The sequence below is a fragment of the Bradyrhizobium sp. genome, assembly GCF_035935975.1.
In the GTDB taxonomy this organism is placed as follows: domain Bacteria; phylum Pseudomonadota; class Alphaproteobacteria; order Rhizobiales; family Xanthobacteraceae; genus Bradyrhizobium.
On record NZ_DASYWN010000055.1, the window covers coordinates 351,695 to 376,624 of the forward strand.

Sequence of the window (24,930 nt, forward strand, 5' to 3'; positions counted from 1 at the left end):
GCGAGGCGTAGGACCTCTTGTAGCAACTTGATGTCTTGGATGGCATTGCGACCGAAAGCTTGTCATCGAACATGCAGTTCAACATGGCGTCGCTCTCCCGTTATGATGCGTTAGGGGCACCTCGCCTGATGCACCGAAATCCAAGGTGGCTCGTCGATGTGTCGATCGGCTCCGCATGCCGCGCAGCCGGCCGGTAGCGTCTGCAGTAGTTCGGCGCGCACAAGTGCGAACCGCCTTTGATGACCTTGCGTGGAATCCTGACGTTGGTCGTTCTGGGGTCGTAGCTTTCGGCCTCGCGGCCGCCGCGCGGGTTCTCTGGAATGCAGCAGGCTTTTGCTGCGTCAGCTTCATGCCGAGGCGAGTACCAGTCGGACGTCCATTCCCAGACGTTGCCGATCATATCGTGCAGCCCGTAGCCGTTCGGCGGGAACGCGGTGACCGGCGATGTCCGTTCGTATCCGTCGTCCCCAGTGTTCTGGCGTGGAAATTCGCCCTGCCAGGTGTTGGCCATGTGACGGCCCCCCGGCGCAAATTCATCTCCCCATGCGAATTCGGCGCCGTCCAGTCCGCCGCGCGCCGCAAATTCCCATTCCGCTTCGGTCGGCAAATCCTTGCCGGCCCATTTTGCGTAAGCGATCACGTCACTGAAGGCGACATGCACGACGGGATGATCGTCCAGCCCGCGGATGTCGCTGCCCGGCCCGTAGGGATGCCGCCAGTCCGCGCCTTTGGCGAAGGTCCACCACTGGCTGAAATCCCGAAGACTGACCGGATACGCGGGCGGCGAGAACATCAGGGAGCCCGCATAGATCATGTGCGGGAGAATTCCGGGATAGTCCTTTGGATCGGGCGCAATCTCGGCAACGGTGACGTGGCCGGTAGCCTTGACGAACGCCTTAAATTGCCGGTTCGTTACTGGATGGCAATCCATCCAGAACGCATCCACGGTCACGCGGTGGACCGGCGCTTCCTCCGGATAATGCCGATCCGACCCCATGCGAAACGTGCCGCCCGGCACGTACAGCATCCCCTCACCTGGCGGATGCAAGCGCGATTGTCGCGACGATGTCGCATCAGCCAACTTCATGCCGAACTCCGGACCCGTGCGGCCTGCGCTGCTAGAGACACGGAGCGGGACGCGTCCAGGTTGATCTAAATCAAGGGAACCTGGTCGGCTCTTTCACGACGGCGCTGGGTCGCCAGCACGTCCCGCTATGTCTGCTGCGCCATCGAAACCGAAGCAGATTCAGAACATTAGGACATCGCATCGGTAGCCATCGGCTACTTTGCATGGAGTTGTTTTTCGATCATTTGATTGTTCGGCCACAAAAGCTACAGGCCGAACCTGATCTCATTCCTTTTCGCGGCCTCGCGACTTGATGGTTCGCGGCAGCTTCCCGGCTTAGCGACTGCTGTCTCTGAATGACTGGATCGTCCGCCCCAGTGCGCAATTGCGCACAAGGCGGACGATGACAGCGGGCTTGTGGTGGTCGCGTGCGCGGCTTCGGGAAGCGCGCGCCTCACGCCCCGTTCAGGAATTGAAGCGGGTCAACCGGGCTCGATCCCTTGCGGATCTCGAAGTGGAGCTGCGGCGACGCCACCTCACCTGATTGACCCGACTTGGCAATGACCTGACCGCGCTTGATGGTATCGCCGCGCTTCACCAGCAGCTCACTCGCATGGGCATATGCGGTGACGTAGCCATTGGAATGCCGAACCAGGACCAGATTGCCGTAACCCTTCAGCTCGTTGCCGGAGTAGGCAACGACGCCGTCTTCGGCCGCCTTGACCGGCGTCCCCTCGGGCACCGCGAGATTGATGCCGTCGTTGGACTTGCCATTGGTCTTGGCGCCGTAGGTCGTGACCACCTTGCCGCGGACCGGCCAGCGGAAGGTCGGCAGCGAGCTGGTGGTCTCGGCGGCTTTCGCCGGAGCCTCAGCGGGTTTCTCTTCGACATTGGCCGTGGCCTGGGCCAGGCGCGCGCTCTGCACGGGCGCGGCGGCAGCGGCCATCTTGATGGCGGGCGCAGGAGCCGCAGCGACCGGCTGGAGCGTGCCCGCAACCGGCGCAGCACCGACCGGAGCCGCAGCAACCGGCGCCGCGACGGCGGCGGTTTTTGCACCGGGCACGGTCAGCTTGGTGCCGAGCTTGAGCTTGGCCGAGGGATCGAGGCCGTTGGCACGGGCCAGCTCAGCCGCCGAGATGTGGTTCTTGCGGGCGATGCTGGCGAGCGTGTCGCCACGATTGACGAAGTGGGAGCTCGGCGGCGCCGCCATGACGGCAACCGGCTTCGCAGCAGGCGCCAGCGCGGGAGCCGCCGCAACCGGAGCCATCGCCGGCGCGGGCGCAGCGGCGACAGCGCCCGCGTGCGGGATGATCAGCTGCTGACCGGGCGAGAGCGAGCGCGGGCCCTTGTAGCCGTTGGCGGCAAGGATTGCCTGCGGCGTGACGTGATAGCGCTTGGCGAGCACGTCGAGCGTGTCGCTGGTGCCGACGATGATCTTGGTCCCGCCGGCTGGCTGCGCTGCAGCAACCGAGCGCGGCGGCACGGCGGCCGTGGTTTCAAGATGCGGCTGCGCCGGGGGCGCGTAGGAGCCGACCCCGCGCCCGCCTCCGGACACGCCGCCACCGCTCGCAACGGGATAGGATTGCGGCGCCGACACCGCCGGCGGCGGCAAGGGCTGCGACTGATAATAGCCCGGCTGCGTCTGCGGCCGCGCATATTGCGGCAGCTCACGCTGCTGCGGCGGCGGTGCCTGCTGCACCGAGCCGGTCTGGTCAGACGCGAAGGGGTTGGAGAAGTTCGACTGGGACAGGCGCGACGACATGTCGGCGCTGCACCCTGCGAAGCTGAAGGAGATCAGCGCCAGCACCGCGACCTGCGGTACGCGGCGCGAGTAAAGCAACTCGGCGACGACAGACATGGTTACTCACTCGTACGCAACAGAACTGGTCTTTTAAGTAAACACGTCGCGAGTAAATAACGGCTTAACCCTCCCAATAAGATGTTGGCAGCACAGCCGATCCGGAATTCTACAGCTCCCGGGCCACCCCGGGCAGCGCCGGCACGAAGCGGACCTCGACGAGTTCCCTGCGCTCGATCCCGGTCTCCGTCCGGGTCAGCCGGACCAGCGTCTGCACGCCCTGATGCGGGCCGACCGGGGCGATCAGGATGCCGCCGACCTCGAGCCGCTCGACCAGGTTCTCGGGAAGCTGCTCCACCGCCGCGGTCACGATGATGCGGTCGAACGGGCCGATATTGGGCGGCAGGTTGAGACCGTCACCGAGCATCACCTCGACATTGTGACACTCCAGCTTTTCAAGCCGGGCGCGCGCGGTGTCCGCGAGCTTGCGGTAACGCTCGACCGTCAGCACCTGCCCTGCGAGCTTCGACAGCACGGCCGCCTGGTAGCCCGAGCCGGCACCGATCTCGAGCACGCGGTGCTTCTTCTGGAGCTGGAGCTGCTCGGTCATGTAGGCGACGACGAAGGGCTGGCTGATGGTCTGCCCGCAGGCGATCGGCAGCGCGCTGTCACGATAGGCGCCCTCGCGATCGGCGGCGTCGACGAACTCGTCGCGCGGCACCTCCTCCATGGTCCGCAGCACCGTCTGATCGCTGATGCCGCGACGCCTCAGCGTGAGCTGAAACATCATCTTTTCCGGCGGGTGCTGATTGGAGGTCATCGCTGCTTATATCGTTTCGTCAGGTCCGGATCGGCGCTTGCGATCGCCAAGGCACGGGCACGAATCCTGTTCCTGTCCAGGAACCCATGATAGCCTTTTGGTCGCGGTATTTGATCACAAATCGGCTTGCACAGGACTAGCAAAGGCCATTTTCAGGCGTCCGTTCGCCGAAACGCGCATTGCGTCGATTCGTGTTATCTGCGAACGTTTTCCGAAATGGGCAAGGACTCACCGACAATGACCGCGACAGGGCTTTCCGGCCGCTCTGTATTCCTCGTCGAAGACGAGGTGATGATCAGGATGATGGTCGCGGATATGCTCGAGGAGCTCGGTTACAAGGTCGCAGCCGAGGCCGGCGACATCACCGAAGCCTTGCGGCTCGCCCAGGCAACCCAGTTCGACATCGCCATCCTCGACGTCAACGTCAACGGCAAGGTGATCTCGCCGGTGGCCGACGTCATCAAGGCCAAGGGCTGCCCGTTCATCTTCGCCACCGGCTACGGCTCCTCCGGCCTGCCCGAGCAGTACCGCGACCGGCCGGCGCTGCAAAAGCCATTTCAGCTCGACGCGCTCGGCAAGACCATCGAAGCCGCCCTTCGCGGCGGCTAGTTGTCACGACTGCCGGCCCCGTAGCCTGCTATTTCAGCGTCGCACTCAGCGCTTCCGAAAACGCCTCGTTGGTGCGGTCGAGCCGAAGCGGCGTGACCGAGACGTAGCGCTCGCGCAGCGCCGCGAGATCGGTGCCCTCGGCGGGCGTGTCCATCATCGCCGCGCGCTCGAAGCCGATCCAGAAATAGGGATTGTTGCGGCCGTCCCTGCGCTCGTCGATCTTGAGGAAGCCGAGATTGCGCTTGCCCTGCCGGGTGACGCGAATGCCGAGCACGTCCTCCGGCGCGCAGGACGGGAAGTTGACGTTGATGACGGTATCCTTGGGAATGCCGGCCTTGATCACCTTGCGCAGGATGTCGGGGCCGAACTGGCGCGCGGTGTCCCATTGCGGCCGGTCGCGGGTCTCGACACTGAACTCCTGCGACAGCGCGAAGGACGGCAGGCCCAGAATGGTGCCTTCCAGCGCACCGGCGATGGTGCCGGAATAGACCACGTCCTCGGCGACGTTGCGGCCCTTGTTGACGCCCGACAGCACGAGGTCCGGCGGCTTGGTGCCGAGGATATGCCGCGCCCCCATGATGACGCAGTCGGTCGGCGTGCCGCGCACGGCAAAGTGCCGCGGGCCGACCTCGCGCAGGCGCAGCGGATCGTTCAGCGACAGCGAATGCGACACGCCGGACTGGTCTAGCTCGGGCGCGACCACCCAGACGTCGTCGGACAGAGCCTTGGCGATCTCCTCCACGACCTTGAGGCCGGGAGCGTGAATGCCGTCGTCATTGGTGCAGAGAATGCGCATGCGAAAGGTCGATTCCTCAAGCCGTTTGGGCCGTCTTATCCGGCTGGGGCCGATCAGGCAAACCGGACACCGCCGTCGGGGCGCCGGCGAGCAGACCGCATTTGTGATCTAGCTCATTGCCGCGGCGCAGCACCGTATCCTATTTTCGGAGGATATCCTGTGGCGACGGGACGCCCCATGACCCGCTTTGCAGCCCTGATGTGCCTTGGAGTAGGCCTTGGTGCCGGCCTTGGCCTGAACGCGCTCGCAGCGCTTCCGGCACAGGCCCAGGATTCAAAGGATTCAGGGGCCGTGGACCGCTGCTTCCCCTGGCAGGAGTTCCGGGGCGGCGCCTGCGTAGCCAAGGCAGCCCCTCTCGCTCCACCGGTGGAAACGCAGCTTCCGAGCCCGCCCGCTGTGCCGGACCGCAGCGAAACGGCCGTCCAGCCGGCCTGCCCCGCCGACAGTCATCTCGACGCGGCGAGCAACATCTGTGTCGCCGATGCGCTGCCTCCACCAATTGCGCCGCCGCGCGCATTGATCACCATCACCTGCATCGGCGGCACCGCGAGCAACGGCCAATGCGCCTGCCCCGCCGGATTCCAGTTGATGCCCGCAGGCAACGATCCCGGCGGCACCTGCGTGCGGACCAACGCGGAGAATTGCCTGGGCGGCGCCATGACGATCAGCGGCGAGTGCCTGTGTAACGGCCAGGTGACGATGTCCGGACAGGTCTATGACCTCGAATTGTCGCGCGGCAGATGCGTGCCGAAACGCTGCCCGCGCGAGGGCCCTTGCGCCACGGCAGCAACCAAGCCGGAGGCATCCCCAACGTCATCATCGCCAGGACTGTCATCCGACGAACCCGAGCGGTCGCGCACCTGTGCCAAGGGCCTGGTCGCGACACGTCACGGCTGCGTGCCGGCACGGCACCGGTCGCAGACGATCGATCCCGGGACGCTGCTGCGAATGGCGCCGAGTTATTCGAGCCCGATGCAATATTAGCGGCGGATGCGCCACTGCGGCAGGAAGCGCGCGAGCCGGCCTTCGGCGCGCAGCTTCATCGCCGGCACGACCGGGCTGACGACCGGCGTCTCGATCACGCCGAGTGCTTTGAGTTGCGCAACGATCGGGTCTGACGCCGGCATATCGACCAGTGTGTTGGGAAAACGTTCGCGCGCCACCGTCAGCGCCTTGTCGAAATCGGCAGCGTTCACGCCGGGCTTGGCCCGCCGGCTCTGCACGAGATCATCGTCCCAGAGCCGCGCGATCCCGATGTCGAGCACGCCGCGCAAGCGCTGATCAACGGCCTGGATGCCGGCACCCGTCACCGCCCATTGTCGACCAACCCAGAAGATGTCGCGGTGCAAGGCCATGAACGATCGGTTCGCGTTGTCGGGTGGCCGGCAGGATAACCGGCCGCCCGATCTTCGCAACCAAACGTTTCGCTCGCTTCAGACCGGCAATGCGCCTTATCTAGTTTGACGCGTTTTCTTGACGCGAACCGGTACCCACTTCGCTTGAAAACGCTCTAATCGCGCGCGACCACCTTCAGTCCGCCCATATAGGGCTGGAGCACATCGGGAACAGCGATCGAGCCGTCCTCCTGCTGATAGGTCTCCATCACGGCGATCAGCGCGCGGCCGACTGCGGTGCCGGAGCCGTTCAGCGTGTGCACGAAGCGCGGCTTGCCGTCCGGCCCGCGCGAGCGCGCATCCATGCGCCGCGCCTGGAAATCGCCGCACACCGAGCAGCTCGAGATCTCGCGGAACATGCCGCCGTCGCCCTGCCCAGGCATCCACACTTCGATGTCGTAGGTTTTTTGCGACGAAAAACCCATATCTCCTGCGCAGAGCGTCATCACGCGGTAATGCAGGTCGAGCTTCTGCAGCACCTGCTCGGCGCAGGACAGCATCCGCTCCAGCTCGTCCTTGCTGGTCTCGGGCGTCGTGATCGAGACCAGCTCGACCTTGGTGAACTGATGCTGGCGGATCATGCCGCGCGTGTCGCGTCCGGCCGCACCGGCTTCGGCGCGGAAGCACGGCGTCAGCGCGGTGAGCCGCATCGGCAATTGCTTCTCGTCGAGAATGGATTCGCGCGCGAGGTTGGTGAGCGAGACTTCGGCCGTCGGAATGAGACCGAGGCGCTCGGTCTTGAGCCGCGCGTGATCGGGCGATGCGAGCAGCTCACCCTTGATCGCCCAGAACTGATCGTCCTCGAATTTCGGCAACTGCCCGGTGCCGAACATCACCTCGTTGCGCACCAGCAGCGGTGGATTGATCTCGGTGTAGCCGTGCTCGTTGGTGTGCAGGTCGAGCATGAACTGACCGATCGCGCGTTCGAGCCGCGCCAGCCCTTTCTTCAGCACGACGAAGCGCGCACCGGACAGCTTTGCCGCTGCCTCGAAATCCATGTAGCCGAGCGCGGTGCCGAGATCGTCATGCAGCTTCGGCGCAAAGCTGTAGTTGCGCTTGTCGCCGAACACATGGTGCTGCACGTTGCCGTGCTCGTCGACGCCGTCGGGCACTTCGTCGAACGGGATGTTCGGAATCTCCGACAGCTCCCTGGTCAGCTCCTCGTCGGCAGCCTTCGCGGCCGCTTCAAGCTCGGGCATGGTGGTCTTGAGCTCGGCAACCTCAGCCATCAGCTTGGCCGCGCGCGCCTCGTCCTTCGCCTTCTTGGCGTCGCCGATTTCCTTGGAGGCTGCATTGCGCCGCGCCTGCGCCTGCTCCGAGGCCAGGATCGCCGCGCGCCGCTTCTCGTCGATCGCGAGCAGCGAGCCCGACAACGGCTTCAGGCCACGCCGGGCGAGGCCGGCGTCGAAGGCTTGCGGATTGTCGCGGATCGATTTGATGTCGTGCATGGCCGTGGTCCTGAGGCTTGTTGCAAGCCTGCAAATCCAGGATTCGCAGTCGTGCAAATGGCTGGCTTCCCCTAGCACGGCTGTCATCGCCCGCGAAAGCGGGCGATCCAGTATTCCAGAGACGGGAGTGATTCCTGGAGGGGCCGCGGCGTACTGGATTCCCCGCATTGGCGGGGAATGACCGCGGTGCTCGCCCCTACTCGGCCGGATTGGCCGGCGTCGACACGTCGGTGCCGGTGCTTGCCTGCGAGGCAGCCGCCTTCTTCTCCACCATCGCCACCGCGATGATCGAGCCCTCGTAGAGCGCCAGCAGGGGAATCGCGAGCGAGCACTGGCTGAGCACGTCGGGCGGCGTCAGCACCGCCGCAATCACGAAGGCGATGACGATGAAATAGCGGCGCTTCTCACGCAGCATCTTCGCGGTGACGATACCGATGCGGCCGAGCAGCGTCAGGATCACCGGGAGCTGGAAGGCGATGCCGAAGGCGAAGATCAGCGACATCATCAGCGACAGATATTCGCCGACCTTGGGCAGGAGCTGGATCTGTGCGGTCTCGTCGCTGCCGGCCTGCTGCATGCCGAGCGAGAACCGCACCAGCATCGGCAGCACGACGAAATAGACCAGCGCCGCGCCCAGCACGAAGAAGAACGGGGTCGCGACCAGATACGGCACGAAGGCCTGCTTCTCGTGCTTGTAGAGGCCCGGCGCGACGAACATGTAGATCTGTCCCGCGACGATCGGGAACGAGAGGAATCCGGCGCCGAACAGCGCAAGCTTGAGCTGGGTGATGAAATATTCCAGCAGCGCGGTGTAGATGAACTTCGAGTTCTCGGGGCCCGCGACCCACACGAACGGCCAGACCAGCACGTTGTAGATCTGCTTGGCGAAGAAGAAGCAGAAGATGAAGGCCAGGCCGAAGCCGAGCAGCGCCTTGATCAGCCGCGAACGCAGCTCGATCAAATGGTCCATCAGAGGGGCTTTGCTGGCCTCGATATCGGCGTCGGTCATGACGCTTTGGCGTCCTTGATCGCCTCGGATGGCGCGGTGTCCTGCGTCACCGAGGTCTGCGTAACCTGTGCCTGCTCGACCTCACGGGTGATGGCGAGCGGCTCGTTCACCGCCGCATGCGCCTCGGCTTCCACGAAGGTCTGCGGTGTCGGTGCTTCCGGAGTGGTCGGGGTCACCGGTGCTTCGCTTGAAGTCACCGGTGCTTCGCTTGAAGTCGCAGGCGGCTCGATCGCCGCCGAGGTGGTCGGCGTCTCGGCCGGCTTGTCGAGCGCATCGACGCGGAGCGCGTCGCTGACGTCCTTCTGCAGCGAGGTCAGCGGATTGTTGCTGGCGAAGCCGGTCGCGGCTTCCTTGACCTCGTCGAAGCTCTTCTTGAGGTCGGCCATTTCGGCCTCGCGCATCGCTTCCTGGAACTGGCCCTGGAATTCGGCGGCCATCTTGCGGGCCTTGCCCATCCATTGCCCGACCATGCGCAGCACGCCCGGCAGCTCTTTCGGGCCGATGGCGATCAGGGCCACGACCCCGATCAGGACCAGTTCACTCCACCCGATGTCGAACATGAGGTCTTCCGTTCACGCCAGCCGCAGCCGGCCCAATCCCTTGCGCGCAGGATCGGGGCCGCTACCCGCGTCTCGCGTGCTCTCTGGCTCAGACGGCCTTGCTGCCGACGTCGGACCGGGCCGCAGTCGGGGCGGCATTGTGCTCGAGCGACTTGGCCGGCTCGGGCTTGTCGGCGACCTTGTCGTCGTCCTGCATGCCCTTCTTGAAGGCCTTGATGCCCTGGGCGACGTCGCCCATCAGATCCGAAATCTTGCCGCGGCCGAACAGCAGCAGGACCACCGCGATCACCAAGATCCAGTGCCAAATGCTGAGTGAACCCATCCTGCAACCCTCCAAACACGCATGGCCGGGGACCCGGCCGATCTTGACCGGAACGTAGGCTTGGCAGGCCTCAAAAACAAGGACCAAGGCAACGCCAATTCGCTGTTGGCGCTACGTAATCTTGCTAGTGTTAACTGGTCGCAGGGGGCCCGTAGAAGGCCGGAGGATCACTCCTCGCTGCCGGCCTCGCCACCCTCATTGCCGCCTTCCGGCGGCGTCTCGGGCTCGACCGCAGGCGCCAGCGCCAGATCAAGCTCCTCGCCCGGTTCCAGGGGATCCTCGTCCTCGCGCAGCGCCGGGTCATCCGACGGCGTCGGGACGCTGAATCCGGTCGGCAGGCGCGAATCCAAGAGGCCCGTGCCCTTCAGCTCCTCCAGACCCGGCAGGTCGCCGAGCTGTTCCAGCGTGAACTGCGACAGGAAGTCCTCGGTGGTTCCGAACGTCAGCGGACGGCCGGGCGTCTTGCGGCGGCCGCGTGGCTTGATCCAGCCGGTCTCCAAGAGCACGTCGAGCGTGCCCTTCGAGGTCACGACGCCGCGGATCTCCTCGATCTCGGCACGCGTCACCGGCTGGTGATAGGCGATGATCGCCAGCACCTCGATCGCCGCGCGCGACAGGCGGCGGGTCTCGGTGCTCTCGCGCGTCATCAGCCAGGACAGATCGCCGGCGGTGCGGAAGGTCCATTTGTTGGCGACCCGCACGAGATTCACGCCGCGCAAGGCGTAGTCGGCCTGGAGCTGCTCGAGCGCGGCCTTGACGTCCACGCCGTCAGGCATGCGCTTGGCCAGCGTCGCGGTATCCAGCGGCTCACTCGAGGCGAACAGCAGCGCTTCCAGCAGCCGCAATTCTTCGGGACGTGCCTGGGATTCGTTCTCCATCGGCTCGGCCTCTTCTACCCGCACTTCAGCCAGGCTTGCCATGGCAGATTCTCCTTCTTGCACTTAAGCGACCGGCGCGTCGGGCGCAGGAGCTGCGTCCGGGACCGGTTTAGGACGCCCCTTCCGGAAATAGATGGGCGCAAACGCCTCTTTCTGGTTCAGCTCGAGCTGACCTTCACGCACCAGTTCGAGCGCGGCGGCGAAGCTCGAGGCGAACACCGTCGCGCGCTGCGTGGGATCGGCGACGTGGCGGATCAGGAAGTCGTCGAGCACGCCCCAATCGTCCTGCTCGGTGATGCTGCCGACCAGCCGCTCCAGCGTGGCGCGCGCTTCCGCAAGCGACCACACCGTGCGCTTGGCCAGATGCACGCTCGCGAGCACACGCGACTGGCGCTGCGAGGCATAGGCGGTCAGCAGGTCGTACAGCGTCGCGGTGTATTTCGGATGCTTGATCTCGGCGATCTGCTCGGGCTCGCCGCGCGGGAAGATATCGCGCAGCAATTGCTGACGGTTCATCAGCCGATTGGCGGCTTCGCGAATAGCTTCCAGACGACGCAGCCGGTTGGCCAGCGCGGTCGCCATCTGCTCGGCGCTCGGCCCTTCCGCACTCGGCGGCTCCGGCAGCAGCAGGCGCGATTTCAGGAAGGCGAGCCACGCCGCCATGACGAGGTAGTCGGCGGCAAGCTCAAGCCGGATCTTTCGCGCGGCTTCGATGAAGTGGAGGTACTGATCGGCCAGCGCCAGGATCGATATCTTGGCGAGATCGACCTTCTGCTGCCGCGCCAGCGCGAGCAGCAGGTCGAGCGGGCCTTCATACCCCTCGACGTCCACCACCAACGCCGGCTCGCCCTCGGCGAGCTCTGCGGGCCGCCCGGTTTCAAACGATAGGATTTCTGCGGTCATGCGGATGCCGTGTTTGCCCGTGCGATCAATGCGTCCAGTTCGGCGCGCGCGGCCACGCGGTCGAACGCCTGCGGTGCCTTGCGTGCGGCGAGCGCGGCGTTCGCGCGCTCCAGTGCCCTGCCCGACAATTCCGGTGTCTGGCCGGCGACCTCGCGCATCTCCTCGATGTTGCCGTTGCAATGCAGGGCTATGTCGCAACCGGCCGCGAAGATGGCGCGAGTCCGTTCGGCGATATTCCCCGACAGCGCGTTCATCGACACGTCATCACTCATTAACAAACCTTGGAACCCGATTGCGCCGCGAATCACCTGAGCAATCATTGTCGCAGAAGTCGTCGCCGGATGGGCGGGGTCGACCGCGCTAAACACAACATGTGCAGTCATGGCCATCGGCAGATCCGCCAGCGGCTTGAACGCCGCGAAGTCGGTCTGTTCCAGCTCGTCCCTGGGCGTATCGACCGTCGGCAACTTGAAATGGGTGTCGGCGGTGGCCCGGCCATGGCCGGGGATGTGCTTGAGGACCGGCAGCACGCCGCCCTGCTCCAGGCCCTCGGTCACCGCACGGGCGATCGCGGCAACCTTGCCCGGCTCGGTGCCGTAGGCCCGGTTCCCGATGACGGCATCGGCACCTTGCACCGGCACGTCAGCCAGCGGCAAGCAATCTACGGTAATGCCGAGATCGGCGAGATCGGCGGCGATCAGGCGGGCGCTGAGGCGCGCCGCCGTGAGGCCGAGCGCCGAATCGGCATCGTACAAACTCGCGAATACTGCTCCCGGCGGATAGACCGGCCAGTGCGGCGGACCCAGCCGCTGTACGCGCCCGCCCTCCTGATCGATCAGGATTGGCGCATCGGGCGCGTTTGCAACTGCCCGCAATTCCGCAACCAGCGCAGCCACTTGAGCCGGTGTCGCGACATTGCGCTTGAACAGGATGAAGCCCCACGGACGTTCGGCACGGATGAACTCCCGCTCGATAGCGGTCAGTTCCGTTCCGGAAACGCCGGTAATGAAGGCCCGCTTGCTCATAACGGCCGATTAACCCTGCCCCGTCAGAGGGTCAAGGAAACGGCCGATAATACTACGGGATAAAGCACTGCCCGCCGGCCGCCATCAGCTCCTTGCAGAACTGGCTGGCTTCCTGCCGCGTCTTGTAAGGCCCAACCATCGCACGGTATTTGACCGTGCCGTCGGGCCGGTCCACCCGCTTGATCACAGGCGAATGGGAGCCCAGCACGGAGGCGTATTTGCCCTGCGCCACACGGAACGACGACCGGGCGGCAGCCTCGGTGTCTTGCGAGGTCACCGACACTAGGAAGCCCCCGCCGCCCGTATCGGGAGCAGCGCTCGGCGCGATCTGCGTCGGGTTGGTCGCAGCCATCCGCTGCGCCGGTTCTGACTGCGGCGCCAGCGAGAGCGGCTGGTTGGCGCTGGCATTGGCCGAGGTCGGCGGATTGCGCGGCGCGGCCGGTGCAGCGGGTGCGGCAACGGGCTTCGGCGCCGTTGCGGACGGCTTGGCGGCCGCCGCCGATTGTGGCGTGCCGCTATCGGTCTGATCACCCCTCACGGCCACGGTCCTGATCGCCCGCGGCGCGCTGTTCGGCATCGTCCCGTTGCTCGGAACTGGACCCGCGCCTGGCTGCATGGCCGCGGACGGCGAGACACTTGCCACCGGCGGCGGATTGGCATTCGGGTTCAGCGGTGGGAACACGACGCGGGGACCGCTCGCTCTGGCGTTGACGTCGACGGGCGCTTCCTCACGCGGCACGATCTTCTCGCCGCCGTCACCGGTGACCATGCGATCAGGCACCTTGGTTGCGGAATCCGTCGGCGCCGGCACGATCTTGGTCGGGGTGTTGTCGGCCTTGATGATCGGCGGCTCGCCGCTGCGGGGCGAGCCCACGTAGGTCTTGTAGGCGAACGCCGCGCCGGTGCCGACCACGGCGAGCGCGAGGATCGCCGCGACGGTCATCATGCCGCCGCGCTGCTTCTTCGGCTCGTCCAGATCAGCCTCGGGATAGTCGCTCTGGAACGCGTAGGGATCGTCGGGATAAGCAGGCTCGCGCTGGTAATCCTGCTCGCCCGACTCCAGCCGCCCATACAGCGCATCGTCGTAACGCGACGGATCGGGCTGCTGCTGATACGGCTCCTGATAGGCTTGGTCCTGATACGCCTGATCGTGCTGCTGGTAAGCCTGATCCTGATAGCTCTGAGCCTGCTGATAGCCGTGGTCCTGATAGGCCTGCGGCTGTTGAAACTCGGGCTCGGGCGCGGTCGGCTGGGCGGAATAGCGATGCAACGGATGAACCGGGTTGGCTGAGACGGGATAATCAGGCTCCGGCGCGGGGGCCGGCTCCGGCTGCACATTGGCGCGCCGGATCCATGAAGGCGGCCCCGGCGGCGGCGGAGCCTGCTCGGCATAGTCCTGGTGATAGCCGTCCTGCTGGTAGTCCTGATAGTTCTGGGTGGCCCCTGCCGGCGCTGGCGCGCCCGGGCGCCCCTGGGCTGCGAACGGATCGGTCTGTCCGATCAGGCGGGCGAGTTCGGCCAAGGGATCATTTTCCGCCTTCCCATGCTGATCGCCACCGCGACCATAGTCATCGGAGGGAAACGGTCTTTCCTGATATCGTTCGGCCATCGTGATGATGCGTCCCTTCGGGAAAGCCGCGCGCCCCTCGACCAAGGCGCGGCTTTCGACCCACAAGGCTTCAACCAAGTCTAAGCGATCCGGCTTCTGCCGGTTACCCCCAAAATTCCTCTTAAGTAGTTCGCCCCAAACTACCGCATCTCGTCCGGGGCATGGACGCCGAGGATGGCGAGGCCCGATGCCAGGACCGAGACGACGCCCTGGACCATCGCCAGTCGCGCCTTTGTAAGATCTGCATCATTATTGATAATGAAGCGTAAATAGGGCAAATCGCGCCCCTTCGTCCAAAGTGCGTGAAATTCGCTCGCTAAGTCATAGAGATAAAAGGCAATACGGTGCGGCTCATGGGCCGCGGCGGCGGCTTCCAGCATCCTCGGATAAATTGCGAGGCGCTTCAGAAGATCGAGTTCAACCGGGTCCGACAGCCGCTCAACTGCCGATTCACTGAGCCAGGCAATGCGCTTGTCCGAATCGTCAGGCAGTTCCGGGAACACCTCGGCCCGCGCGTTGCGGAAGATCGAGTGACCGCGGGCGTGGCCGTACTGGACGTAGAACACCGGGTTATCGCGCGACTGTTCCATGACCTTGGCGAGGTCGAAGTCGAGCACGGCGTCGTTCTTGCGGTAGAGCATCATGAAGCGGACGGCGTCCTGGCCGACCTCATCCACCACCTCACGCAAGGTGACGAAGTCCCCGCTCCGCTTGGACATTTTCACCGGCTCGCCGTTGCGCAGCAACTTCACGAGCTGGACGATCTTGACGTCGAGCGATCCCTTGCCCGAGGTCGTCGCCTTCACCGCCGCCTGCATGCGCTTGATGTAGCCGCCATGATCGGCGCCCCAGACGTCGATCATCTCCGCGAAACCACGGTCGAACTTGTTCTTGTGGTAGGCGATGTCGGAGGCGAAGTAGGTGTAGGAATTGTCCGACTTGATCAGCGGCCGATCGACGTCGTCGCCGTAAGCGGTCGCCCTGAACAGCAGCTGCTCGCGGTCTTCCCAGTCCTCGACCGGCGCGCCCTTGGGCGGCGGCAGGCGGCCTTCGTAGATGTCGCCCTTGGCCTTCAGGAAATCGATGGTCTCGGCGACCTTGTTGTTGCCGGTCTCGATCAGCGAGCGCTCAGAGAAGAACACGTCGTGGCGGATGTTGAGGGCGGCGAGATCATCCTTGATCTCGTCCATCATCATCGCGATCGCCTTGGCGCGCACCGTCGGCAGCCACTGGGCCTCGCTCATCGCGAGCAGCTTGTCGCCGTGCTCCTTCGCGAGCGCAGTGCCCACCGGCTTCAGATAGTCGCCGGGATAGAGCCCTTCCGGGATCGCGCCGATGTCCTCGCCGAGCGCCTCGCGATACCGCAGGAACGCGGAGCGCGCGAGCACGTCGACCTGGGCGCCGGCGTCGTTGATGTAATATTCGCGGGTGACGTCATGGCCGCCGAACTGGAGCAGGCTCGCCAGCGCATCGCCGAACACGGCGCCGCGGCAATGGCCGACATGCATCGGTCCGGTTGGGTTGGCCGAGACGTACTCGACATTGACCTTGGAGCCGCCGCGGACACGGCCGTAATCGGCGCCCTCGCGCAGCACCGTGCGCAGCGCCTCAGCCCAGGCCGCCGGCTTGAGCGTCAGGTTGATGAACCCGGGACCGGCGACGTCGACCTTGGCGATCAGCGCATCGGTGCGCAACCGCTCGGCGATCTGCTCGGCGAGGTCGCGCGGCTTCGCCTTTGCCTCTTTCGCAAGCACCATCGCGGCGTTGGTCGCCATGTCGCCATGGGTGGCGTCGCGGGGCGGCTCGACCACCACGCGCGAGAAATCGATGCCCTCGGGCCAGCTGGCTTCCGCCGCAAGCGTACGGCAGGCGGCGTGCACGCGTGCGAGCACGTCGGCGAACAGGTGCAGGGATGAGGATGTGTCGGGCATGGGCGCCGCCTAACGCAAATCCGGGGTCGAGTCAAAAAGCCGCTGGTGCTCGGTGAGGGCAAAGCGGTCCGTCATTCCGGCAATGAAATTGCCGATCCGCCGGGCCCGGTCGCCCTCATCGTCCGCCTCCGCCCCGAGCAGCCATTCCGGCGGCAGCTCAGCGGGCGATTTCAGGTATTTCGCGAACAGGTCGAACAGGATCTGCTCCGCCTCGCCCATCACCCGCATCACCCGCTTGTGGCGGTACATGTGCTGGTACAGGAAGCGCTTGATGGCGGCCTCCTCCTCGGCGACCTCGGCGGGGAACGCGACCAGCGCCCGGCTTTGCTGGCGGACGTCCTGGGCCGATTGCGGTTTCACGGCATGGAGGTTCTTCTGCGTCTCCGCGAATACCGCGCCGATCAGGTGCGAGATCAGCTCGCGCACCAGCTCGGCGCCGCGCCTGACGTCTTCAAGGTCGGGGTAATGCGCCGAGGTCTCCGCGATGATCTCGGCCGTGAGCGGCATCACCTTGAGATCGTCGAGATCGAACAGGCCCGCACGCAGGCCGTCGTCGATGTCGTGGGCGTCGTAGGCGATGTCGTCGGCGATCGCCGCTACTTGTGCTTCGAGCGAGGCGAAGCTCCACAATTCGAGATCATAGAGCTTGATGTAGTCGCCAATGCCGACGGGAATGCCGTGCTCGCGATAGCGTCCGACCGGCGCGCCGCTGCGATCGGTCAGCGGGCCGTTGTGCTTGACGATGCCCTCCAGCGACTCCCAGGTCAGGTTGAGCCCGTCGAACTCGGGATAGCGGTGCTCGAGCGAGCCGACGACGCGCAGGGCCTGGGCATTGTGGTCGAAGCCGCCGAAATCCTTCAGGCAGGCATCCAGCGCCCGCTCGCCGGCGTGCCCGAACGGCGGGTGGCCGAGATCGTGGGCGAGCGCCAGCGTTTCCGTGAGGTCCTCGTCCAGTCCGAGCTGGCGGGCCAGCGCACGGGCGATCTGCGCCACCTCCAGCGAATGGGTCAGCCGGGTGCGGTAGTGGTCGCCCTCGTGGAACACGAACACCTGGGTCTTGTACTTCAGGCGGCGGAACGCGGTGGAATGGATTACCCGGTCGCAATCCCGCCGGAACGGACTGCGGGTCCGGCTCGGCGGCTCGGCGACCAGCCGGCCGCGGCTGCGATCGGGATCGCAGGCATAGGGCGCGCGGGGGGCTGCCATTCCGACGGACACGACGAATTTAGTCCCTATCCATTTGATTCTGCGTATCCTTGCACTTAACTATGCCGGACGCGGGATACCAAATGAATTGGCCAAGTGAATCTGCCAAGTGAATTTGATATGACCACGGGACTATCGGAGACGAGCCATGACGACAGACGTGACCATCAGTGACCGCGCCGCACGCCGGATTGGGGAGATCCTCAAGGGCGAAGGCGCCGGCGCGATGCTGCGCATCTCCGTCGAGGGCGGCGGCTGCTCCGGCTTCCAGTACAAGTTCGACATCGACCGCGACCGCACCGACGACGATCTCGTGATCGAGCAGGAGAATGCGGTGGTGCTGGTCGATTCCGCTTCGCAGCCGTTCCTGGCGGGCTCGCAGGTCGATTTCGTCGACGATCTGATCGGCGCGTCGTTCCGCGTCAACAATCCCAACGCCACCGCGTCCTGCGGCTGCGGCACCAGCTTCTCGATCTGACGCGCGGTTTAAGCGCCCGTCATCTGCCTTTCCTCGTCGGTCCACTCCACGTCATCAGGCATCAGCTCCGGCTGCAGCGGCGCGTCCTCCGACATCGCGTGGCCGTCCAGCGCGCGCAGCAAGGCGGCAGCGAGCGCGGGCTTGCGCAGCGGCTTCGCCAGGAAGTCCGACATGCCGGCCTCGCGGCAGATCTTGACGTCTTCGGGGAAGGCATTGGCGGTGAGCGCAATGATCGGCAGAGCCGCGAAGCGCCCGCCTTGCGCGCGGATCGCGCGGGTCACGGCAAGGCCGTCCATGTCGGGCATGCGCACATCCATCAGCACGACGTCGTAATCGCCCTCTGAAGCCGCCTCGACGGCCTGGACGCCGTCGGTGACGACGCGCAGCTCGACCTCGAAGGCTCCCAGCATCTTGCTGACGACCATGCGGTTAACGGCATCGTCCTCGGCGACCAGCACCTTCAAGGGCCGGTCGAGTTCGGCAATGCGCGCCTTCAGCGCGTCGGCTTCATCGCTACCCGCCGCCTGGTCGGAGGCCTGCGCCTGGCTCCAGGGCAGCACCAGGGTGAAGCGGAAGATCGACCCCTCGCCCGGCGTCGACGTGACGCCGATGGTGCCGCCCATCTGCTCGATGATGCGCCGGGAGATCGCGAGCCCAAGCCCGGTGCCGCCGAAGCGGCGGCTGATCGAGGCGTCGGCCTGCGCGAAGTCGCTGAAGAGCTGACCGACCTTCTCGGGCGCAATGCCGATGCCGCTATCGGTCACGGCCCATTCGACGGTCGCGAGCAGATCGCGCCGCGCCTGGCAGGTCGCCGAGATCGTCACCTCGCCCACGTCTGTGAACTTCACCGCGTTGGAGGCGAGATTGAGCAGCACCTGGCGGATGCGCGCGACGTCGCCGCGCAGCGTTGGCGGCAGGTTCGGATCGAGCTCGACCCTGACCGCGATTCCCTTGCTCTTGGCGCTGGCGCGCGCGACGGTCGCAACCGTCTCGACGAGGGCCTGCGGCGCGAAGTCGATCGCCTCGAACTGGAAGCGGCCGGCTTCGAGCTTGGAGAGGTCGAGAATGTCGTTGAGGATGCGCTGCAGATTGTCGCCGGACTCGCGGATCGTGGTGACGGCCTCGCGCTGCTCCGGATCGAGTTTTGTTTCGAGCAGCATGCTGGCAAGCCCGAGCACGCCATTCATCGGCGTGCGGATTTCGTGGCTCATCACCGCCAGGAAATCCGACTTCGCCCGGCTCTCGGCCTCGGCCTTCTCCGCGCGCCAGCGCTCGGTGACGTCGCGGCCGAAGCCGCGATAGCCCAGGAACTGGCCGTCGCGATCATAGGCGGGTTTCGCGGTCAGCGACCACAACCGCGCCTCGCCGCCGGCGACGACCTTGAGGTTCATCTCGTGCAACGGCTCGGCATGCTCCATCAGGCCGACGACGTTGTAGGCGGCCGCCTTGTCCTCGGGGCAGAGCATGTCGAGCACGTCGGCGAAGTGCGAGCCCTTCAACAGCGGCAACGGCAACTGCGCGACGTCGGCGAAGCGTTGCGGCACGTCGGTCAGATGACCTTCCGCATCGGTCTGCCACAGCCAGTCGCTGGCGTTCTCCTGGAAGTCTTTCAGCAGCAGCGAGATGATCTCGGTCTGGCGCTCGAGCTCGAGCTGGGCCTTGAGATTGCCGAGGAACAGATTGCCCTGCGAGACGATGTTGCGCGCCATGAAGAACGCGAACAGCAGCAGGAACACCGCGGTCACTAGATGCGGCCCGGTGCCGCACAGCAGCAGCGCGCCGGCGCAGGCGACCGTCATGGTGGCGAGATAGACGAGGCCGGCGCGCGGGAACGTCGACAGCGTGAAGGCGCCGCCCGACATCATGCCGACCATCAGACAGGCCAGGATGAGCTGGCTGATCGGTCCGACCCGGCTGAACAGGGCGAGCGGCAGCGTGCCCCAGATCGCGGCGAGGAAGAAGGCCTGCCGCAGCATGCGCTCGGCGGCACGGGGCGAGGCCTCCTGCGGCGGGGTCCGATGCGAGCGCCGCCACGAACGCACGGCGAGCGAGGCTGTGACGGCCAGCGTCATGCCCCAGACCGCGAGGAAGTCGTTCCAGCCCCTGCCCCAGAACAGGATCAGCACGATGGCGACGTTGAGCATGGTGACGGCCATCGTCACCGGGATCAGCCGCGTCACTGCGTCGATCTGCTTGGCGCGGATCCGGCGCAGCTCGCGCTCGCTGAGATCGGCGGTCAGGCCGTCCTCGATCTCGAAGCCGCCGAGCCAGTACAGGAACGCGCCGACCAGCCCGTCGCGCGGCTCAGCTCGCTCTGAAGTTTTGACCGGCCATCCCATCCACGGAACCTTTTCCGTATCAATGGCCTGCGGCCCGCTTAAGCCGGGTTAATTTTGTGGGAGATTTTGCGGCGTCCTTGACGGGCGCGTTGGCAGTTTGTTCTAACCATGGCCCCTGCCCGGAGCCCTGCCGACATGCCCATCAGAGTTGCCACCTGGAACGTGAACTCGGTCCGGCAGCGGATCGACCTGCTGCTGACCTGGCTGAAGGAATGCCAGCCGGACATCGTCTGCCTGCAGGAGATCAAATGCGTCGACGAGGCCTTCCCGCGGCTGGAGATCGAGGCGCTCGGCTACAACGTGGTCACGCACGGGCAGAAGACGTTCAACGGTGTCGCGCTGCTCTCGAAGCTCCGCTTCGACGAGACCAAGTCGGGGCTCGCCGGCGACGACGAGGACGCCCATGCCCGTTTCCTCGAGGGCGTGGTGACGCTCAAGTCCGGCGTGATGCGTATCGCCTGTCTTTATCTGCCCAACGGCAATCCGGTTGGGACCGAGAAATATCCCTACAAGCTCAAATGGATGTCGCGGCTTCTTGAGTATTCGAAGGAGCGCCTTAAGACCGAGGAGCCGCTGATCCTCGCAGGCGACTTCAACGTCATCCCGCATGCCCGCGACGTCCATAACCCCGCGGCCTGGACCGAGGACGCGCTTTTCAAGCCCGAGACGCGGGAGAGCTTTCAGGCCCTGCTCGGCCTCGGCCTGACCGACGCCCTGCGCGCCGTCACCGACGAGCCCGGGCTCTACACCTTCTGGGACTACCAGGCCGGCGCCTGGCAGAAGAACCACGGCTTGCGGATCGACCATCTGCTGCTGTCGCCGCAGGCCAGCGACAAGCTCGCCAATGTCGGGATCGACAGCTATGTGCGGGCCTGGGAGAAGCCGTCGGACCACGTGCCGGTGTGGGCGGATCTGGATCTGGAGGCGGCGTAGCCATCAGCGCCGTCATTCCGGGGCGGCTCGAAGAGCCGAACCTCAGGTGCGCAATTGCGCACCGGGGAATCTCGAGATTCCGGGCTGGGTGCTTTGCATCGCCCCGGAATGACTGCACGTGGAGCCTACTCGCGGCGGCCCTGCACCCACTGTTCCAGCATTTGCAGGCACATGGCACGATCGTCGTCGGAGGCCTTGGCGAAGGCGCGGTTGTAGCTTTCCTTGATCCAGGTCTCTTCGGTGCCGGCGCTGTCACGGGCCAGCGTCAGCCACATCAGGCCGCGCGCGGCCTGCCGCGGCAGGCGGTCGCCGTTGAACAGCATCTGGCCGAGCAGCGCCTGAGCCTCGTGCTGGCCCTTCTGGGCGGCAAGGCCGAGCCAGCGCGCGCCATAGCGGAAGTCCTCGCGCGAGGCGTCCGGCGTCTTCAGATACAGGCGGGCGAGATCGTACTGGGCGTCCGCATTGCCGAAATAGGAGGCCGCGTAGGAGAACATCTCCCGCGCCCGGTCCTGGTCCGGCTTGATCTTCGAGTTCGGGATGCCGTTCAGATAGTACCGGCCGAGCGCGACGAAGGCGTTGGCCACGATCTGGGCCTGCGGCGCCGACGGGCTGTCGTCGGCATGCGCGTTGGCGATCCGGCTGAAATATTCGAAGGCGCGCACGTCGTCCTGGGCGACGCCATCGCCATTGGCATACATGCGGCCGAGCTTGAACTGCGCGCCGGGATGACCGCCCTCGGCGGCATATTGCAGTGCACTGAGCGAGGTTTCCTGGGCCGGCGGCGCTACTTTGCTGCGCACCGCACCCGCAGCACCCGGCAGCGTGGTCACGACCGGGATGGTGGCGTCCTTGTTGTTGGCCGGCGAGCCGTCGAAGGCGAACGCCGGCATGGCCAGCGCACTGGCCCCCAACACAAACGCAACAATGGTACGCCTAGATGTCCGCATAGCACTGCTTCTCGTGCGCGCCGCCCGGATGGGTTACTGCCCCTCCGACCGCTGGTCCAACCTGCTGAGCATACTTCCAAAGCGCACCCGACGTGTGGTTAGTCGCGCGAGCGCTCCATTTGGTCTTGCGCTGAGCGAGCTCAGCGTCACTCAATTTTACGTTAAGGGTACCGGCGTCGGCGTCGATCTCGATGATGTCGCCGTCCTCGAGCAGCCCGATCGGGCCGCCGATGGCCGCCTCGGGGCCGACATGGCCGATGCAGAAGCCGCGGGTGGCGCCGGAGAAGCGGCCGTCGGTGATGAGCGCGATCTTGCCGCCCATGCCCTGGCCGGTCAGCGCCGCGGTGGTCTGGAGCATCTCCCGCATGCCGGGGCCGCCCTTGGGGCCCTCGTAGCGGATGACGATGACTTCGCCTTCCTTATAGGTCCGGTTCTGAACAGCCTCGAACGCGTCCTCCTCCCGGTCGAAGCACCTGGCCGGACCGGTAAACTTGAGGTTGGACATTCCCGCGACTTTCACGATCGCACCTTCTGGCGCCAAATTGCCCTTCAGACCGACCACACCACCGGTGACGGTGATGGGCTTATCTGCCGGGTGCACCACGTCCTGGTGCGGATTCCATTTCACGCTTTTGAGGTTTTCGGCGATCGTTCGACCGGTGACCGTAATGCAGTCGCCGTGGAGAAATCCGTTGTCGAGCAGCGTCTTCATCAGAAGCGGTATGCCACCTACTTCAAACATGTCTTTGGCGACATAACGGCCGCCCGGCTTCAAATCCGCGACATAAGGTGTCTTTTTGAAGATTTCGGCGACGTCGAACAGATCGAACTTGATCCCGCACTCGTGCGCGATCGCCGGCAGGTGCAGTGCAGCATTGGTTGAGCCGCCGGATGCTGCGACCACGGCCGCAGCATTTTCCAGCGCCTTGCGGGTGACGATGTCGCGCGGCCGGAGGTTTTGGGCGATCAGGTCCATGACCTTCTCGCCCGCGGTCATGCAGAAGGCGTCGCGGATCTCGTACGGTGCAGGGGCACCGGCCGAGTAAGGCAGCGCCAGACCGATCGCCTCGGAGACAGTCGCCATGGTGTTGGCGGTGAACTGTGCGCCGCAGGCGCCCGCCGAGGGGCACGCCACGCGCTCGATCTCGTCGAGGTCCTCGTCGGACATGGCGCCGACCGAGTGCTTGCCGACCGCCTCGAACATGTCCTGCACGGTGACCTGCTGGCCGCGGAAATTGCCGGGCAGGATCGAGCCGCCATAGATGAAGATCGAGGGCACGTTGAGGCGGACCATCGCCATCATCATGCCCGGCAGCGATTTGTCGCAGCCGGCTAGCCCAACCAGGGCGTCATAGGCATGGCCGCGGACGGTCAGCTCGACGGAATCGGCGATGCATTCGCGCGACGGCAGCGAGGAGCGCATGCCGTCATGGCCCATGGCGATGCCGTCGGTGACGGTGATGGTGCAGAACTCGCGGGGGGTGCCGCCGGCCGACGCGACGCCCTTCTTCACCGCCTGCGCCTGGCGCATCAGGGCGATGTTGCAGGGAGCGGCCTCGTTCCAGCACGAGGCGACGCCGACGAAGGGCTGGTGGATCTGCTCGGTGGTCAGACCCATGGCGTAGAAATAGGACCGGTGCGGCGCGCGCGCAGGGCCTTCCGTCACGTGACGGCTCGGCAGCCTGTGCTTGATGTTGCTCTTCGCGTCCATCGCTAACCAGTTTCCTTGGCTAACCCTTGTCAGACCCGGAACGTCAGACCCAAGATTTGAATCGACCTTGGGATTTCCCGTCGCCTGCAAGGGACCAGCCCAGCCCCTGAAACATTAGAGCGATTTTATTCATGTTCGGGTGTGGCCAAAAAGCGGCGCTGATGCGAACGACCGGTGATGAGGGTTAAATCCGGCGTGAGTGTTGCTTAAGCAGCACAATCGTGGCCAGGAAGACACGGGTTGGCTTACCGCGATACCCTTGTGAAGATGACAATCCACAACTTGAGATTTTAGGACACACGAAGCGCGCCCAATTTTGCGGCGATGGCTGGGTGCACTCGAAGTGAGTCGCCTCCACCGCTGCCAGAGGTGCGAGCGACAGGACGCAGTGCCGTGGGGTAGGCAAAGGCGCAAAGCGCCGCGCCCACGATTTCGGTCACGATGCGAGAAGTCGTGGGCACGCTTCCGCCTTGGCTCTTCGAGCTACGGCGGACAAGTCGCTCCTCGCAATGACGGAGCAAGGGGCGGCACGCAGTTCTCCCAACGCGCACTCGTAGGATGGGTAGAGCGAAGCGAAACCCATCGCGCATCATCGTCGCCGGAACATGATGGGTTTCGCTTCGCTCTACCCATCCTACAGGCTCGTGGACACGCCTTCGCATCCTCGCGGCTGATTTCACCCGAGCTTTGCTTGATCTCGCCACCCTCTTCGCCAAGAGGGCGCAGGGAAGGCCGGGTGCCGGCGGCACCCGCGGTCCGCTGCGCGAAAGGGTGCGCAGAGAAAACCGCACAGCAGCAACAGGTGAAGCCCAACACACGGCCTTCCCTGCGCGATGGTCGGACGGCTTATGCCGTGCTCTCCCGGGAGCCGAATTCCTTCTGGCCTCCCTCACCTTCGCGAAAGTCGCCGGCACCGCGTCGGTTGACGCAAATGCCGCATTCGCCAAGGCTTGACCGTAGCAACGACGGCCAGGACCACACGGTTTTGCCGTACGCACGGCTCGCTCCTCGCCGCAGTTTTCCCGGCCCTGTCGACGGAGCCGGAAACTTACTGGCGAAACGAACCTGACAGCGCCGCTCGTCGGCACGAAGTCTTGGGCCCACGGAGAGCATCCGCCCTGCCCTTAACCTCTCGCGCCCGACGCTGC

22 protein-coding genes are annotated in these 24,930 nt (G+C 65.3%); 4 read left to right on the plus strand and 18 right to left on the minus strand.

Going from position 1 to position 24,930, the window contains the following annotated elements; all coding sequences use genetic code 11:
• Nucleotides 1-100: 100 nt before the first annotated feature.
• The 3 genes from VGR99_RS35285 to VGR99_RS35295 all read right to left on the minus strand — a co-directional run bounded on the left by VGR99_RS35285 (nt 101) and on the right by VGR99_RS35295 (nt 3,684).
• Nucleotides 101-1,087, minus strand: a complete 987-nt coding sequence (locus VGR99_RS35285) for a formylglycine-generating enzyme family protein (RefSeq protein WP_326904560.1) — start codon at nt 1,085-1,087, stop codon at nt 101-103.
• A gap of 433 nt (nt 1,088-1,520) precedes the next feature.
• Nucleotides 1,521-2,924 (minus strand): LysM peptidoglycan-binding domain-containing M23 family metallopeptidase, encoded by a 1,404-nt coding sequence (locus VGR99_RS35290; RefSeq protein WP_326904561.1) that lies wholly within the window; start codon nt 2,922-2,924, stop codon nt 1,521-1,523.
• Nucleotides 2,925-3,033: 109 nt separating this feature from the next.
• Nucleotides 3,034-3,684 carry a protein-L-isoaspartate(D-aspartate) O-methyltransferase gene (locus VGR99_RS35295; RefSeq protein ID WP_326904562.1) on the minus strand — a complete coding sequence of 217 codons (651 nt, stop codon included), beginning with the start codon at nt 3,682-3,684 and terminating at the stop codon, nt 3,034-3,036.
• A 237-nt stretch (nt 3,685-3,921) separates the two neighbouring features.
• On the opposite strand from VGR99_RS35295, the gene VGR99_RS35300 reads away from it, so the two are divergent.
• On the plus strand, nt 3,922-4,293 hold the full coding sequence (locus VGR99_RS35300; protein WP_326904563.1) for a response regulator: 372 nt from the start codon (nt 3,922-3,924) through the stop codon (nt 4,291-4,293).
• Nucleotides 4,294-4,321: 28 nt separating this feature from the next.
• Here VGR99_RS35300 and surE read toward each other — a convergent pair whose 3' ends face one another.
• The gene (surE, locus tag VGR99_RS35305) at nt 4,322-5,089 is read right to left on the minus strand and encodes a 5'/3'-nucleotidase SurE (RefSeq protein WP_326904564.1); all 768 of its coding nucleotides are present in this window, start codon (nt 5,087-5,089) and stop codon (nt 4,322-4,324) included.
• A 177-nt stretch (nt 5,090-5,266) separates the two neighbouring features.
• Here surE and VGR99_RS35310 point away from each other — a divergent pair, with 177 nt between their 5' ends.
• A complete protein-coding gene (locus tag VGR99_RS35310) occupies nt 5,267-6,073 on the plus strand; it encodes a hypothetical protein (protein WP_326904565.1) in 807 nt (268 codons plus the stop codon).
• On the opposite strand, the gene VGR99_RS35315 is transcribed toward VGR99_RS35310, so the two are convergent.
• The 11 genes from VGR99_RS35315 to VGR99_RS35365 form a co-directional block, all read right to left on the minus strand.
• Nucleotides 6,070-6,444: a hypothetical protein gene (locus VGR99_RS35315; RefSeq protein ID WP_326904566.1), complete on the minus strand. Its 375-nt coding sequence runs from the start codon at nt 6,442-6,444 to the stop codon at nt 6,070-6,072. The two genes, VGR99_RS35310 and VGR99_RS35315, sit on opposite strands and share 4 nt — an antisense overlap.
• Nucleotides 6,445-6,599: 155 nt before the next feature.
• Nucleotides 6,600-7,931 carry a serine--tRNA ligase gene (gene serS / locus VGR99_RS35320; protein WP_326904567.1) on the minus strand — a complete coding sequence of 444 codons (1,332 nt, stop codon included), beginning with the start codon at nt 7,929-7,931 and terminating at the stop codon, nt 6,600-6,602.
• A 196-nt stretch (nt 7,932-8,127) separates the two neighbouring features.
• Nucleotides 8,128-8,940: a twin-arginine translocase subunit TatC gene (tatC, locus tag VGR99_RS35325; RefSeq protein ID WP_326904568.1), complete on the minus strand. Its 813-nt coding sequence runs from the start codon at nt 8,938-8,940 to the stop codon at nt 8,128-8,130.
• Nucleotides 8,937-9,500, minus strand: a complete 564-nt coding sequence (tatB, locus tag VGR99_RS35330) for a Sec-independent protein translocase protein TatB (RefSeq protein WP_326904569.1) — start codon at nt 9,498-9,500, stop codon at nt 8,937-8,939. Before tatB ends, tatC begins: the two co-directional genes overlap by 4 nt.
• An 88-nt stretch (nt 9,501-9,588) precedes the next feature.
• Complete coding sequence (locus VGR99_RS35335) at nt 9,589-9,822, minus strand: twin-arginine translocase TatA/TatE family subunit (RefSeq protein WP_326904570.1); 234 nt, start codon at nt 9,820-9,822, stop codon at nt 9,589-9,591.
• A 167-nt stretch (nt 9,823-9,989) separates the two neighbouring features.
• Nucleotides 9,990-10,742, minus strand: a complete 753-nt coding sequence (gene scpB, locus VGR99_RS35340; RefSeq protein WP_326904571.1) for an SMC-Scp complex subunit ScpB — start codon at nt 10,740-10,742, stop codon at nt 9,990-9,992.
• 21 nt (nt 10,743-10,763) lie between these two features.
• On the minus strand, nt 10,764-11,603 hold the full coding sequence (locus VGR99_RS35345; protein ID WP_298245628.1) for a segregation and condensation protein A: 840 nt from the start codon (nt 11,601-11,603) through the stop codon (nt 10,764-10,766).
• Nucleotides 11,600-12,628 (minus strand): beta-N-acetylhexosaminidase, encoded by a 1,029-nt coding sequence (gene nagZ, locus VGR99_RS35350; RefSeq protein WP_326904572.1) that lies wholly within the window; start codon nt 12,626-12,628, stop codon nt 11,600-11,602. Before nagZ ends, VGR99_RS35345 begins: the two co-directional genes overlap by 4 nt.
• A 52-nt stretch (nt 12,629-12,680) precedes the next feature.
• A complete protein-coding gene (locus VGR99_RS35355) occupies nt 12,681-14,237 on the minus strand; it encodes an SPOR domain-containing protein (protein WP_326904591.1) in 1,557 nt (518 codons plus the stop codon).
• 140 nt (nt 14,238-14,377) lie between these two features.
• Complete coding sequence (argS, locus tag VGR99_RS35360) at nt 14,378-16,168, minus strand: arginine--tRNA ligase (RefSeq protein ID WP_326904573.1); 1,791 nt, start codon at nt 16,166-16,168, stop codon at nt 14,378-14,380.
• Nucleotides 16,169-16,177: 9 nt separating this feature from the next.
• Nucleotides 16,178-17,386 carry a deoxyguanosinetriphosphate triphosphohydrolase gene (locus VGR99_RS35365; protein WP_326904574.1) on the minus strand — a complete coding sequence of 403 codons (1,209 nt, stop codon included), beginning with the start codon at nt 17,384-17,386 and terminating at the stop codon, nt 16,178-16,180.
• Between the two features lie 136 nt (nt 17,387-17,522).
• On the opposite strand from VGR99_RS35365, the gene erpA reads away from it, so the two are divergent.
• A complete protein-coding gene (gene erpA / locus VGR99_RS35370; protein ID WP_326904575.1) occupies nt 17,523-17,852 on the plus strand; it encodes an iron-sulfur cluster insertion protein ErpA in 330 nt (109 codons plus the stop codon).
• Between the two features lie 8 nt (nt 17,853-17,860).
• Here the strand turns inward: erpA and VGR99_RS35375 are convergent, their stop codons facing one another.
• Entirely contained in the window at nt 17,861-20,191 is a 2,331-nt protein-coding gene (locus tag VGR99_RS35375) for a hybrid sensor histidine kinase/response regulator (protein WP_326904576.1), read from the minus strand.
• Nucleotides 20,192-20,326: 135 nt separating this feature from the next.
• Here VGR99_RS35375 and xth point away from each other — a divergent pair, with 135 nt between their 5' ends.
• Nucleotides 20,327-21,124 (plus strand): exodeoxyribonuclease III, encoded by a 798-nt coding sequence (gene xth / locus VGR99_RS35380; protein WP_326904577.1) that lies wholly within the window; start codon nt 20,327-20,329, stop codon nt 21,122-21,124.
• A gap of 125 nt (nt 21,125-21,249) precedes the next feature.
• Here the strand turns inward: xth and VGR99_RS35385 are convergent, their stop codons facing one another.
• Nucleotides 21,250-22,071, minus strand: coding sequence for a tetratricopeptide repeat protein (locus VGR99_RS35385; RefSeq protein ID WP_326904578.1), 822 nt, complete (start codon nt 22,069-22,071; stop codon nt 21,250-21,252).
• On the minus strand, nt 22,058-23,782 hold the full coding sequence (ilvD, locus tag VGR99_RS35390) for a dihydroxy-acid dehydratase (RefSeq protein WP_326904579.1): 1,725 nt from the start codon (nt 23,780-23,782) through the stop codon (nt 22,058-22,060). Before ilvD ends, VGR99_RS35385 begins: the two co-directional genes overlap by 14 nt.
• Between the last annotated feature and the right edge of the window lie 1,148 nt (nt 23,783-24,930).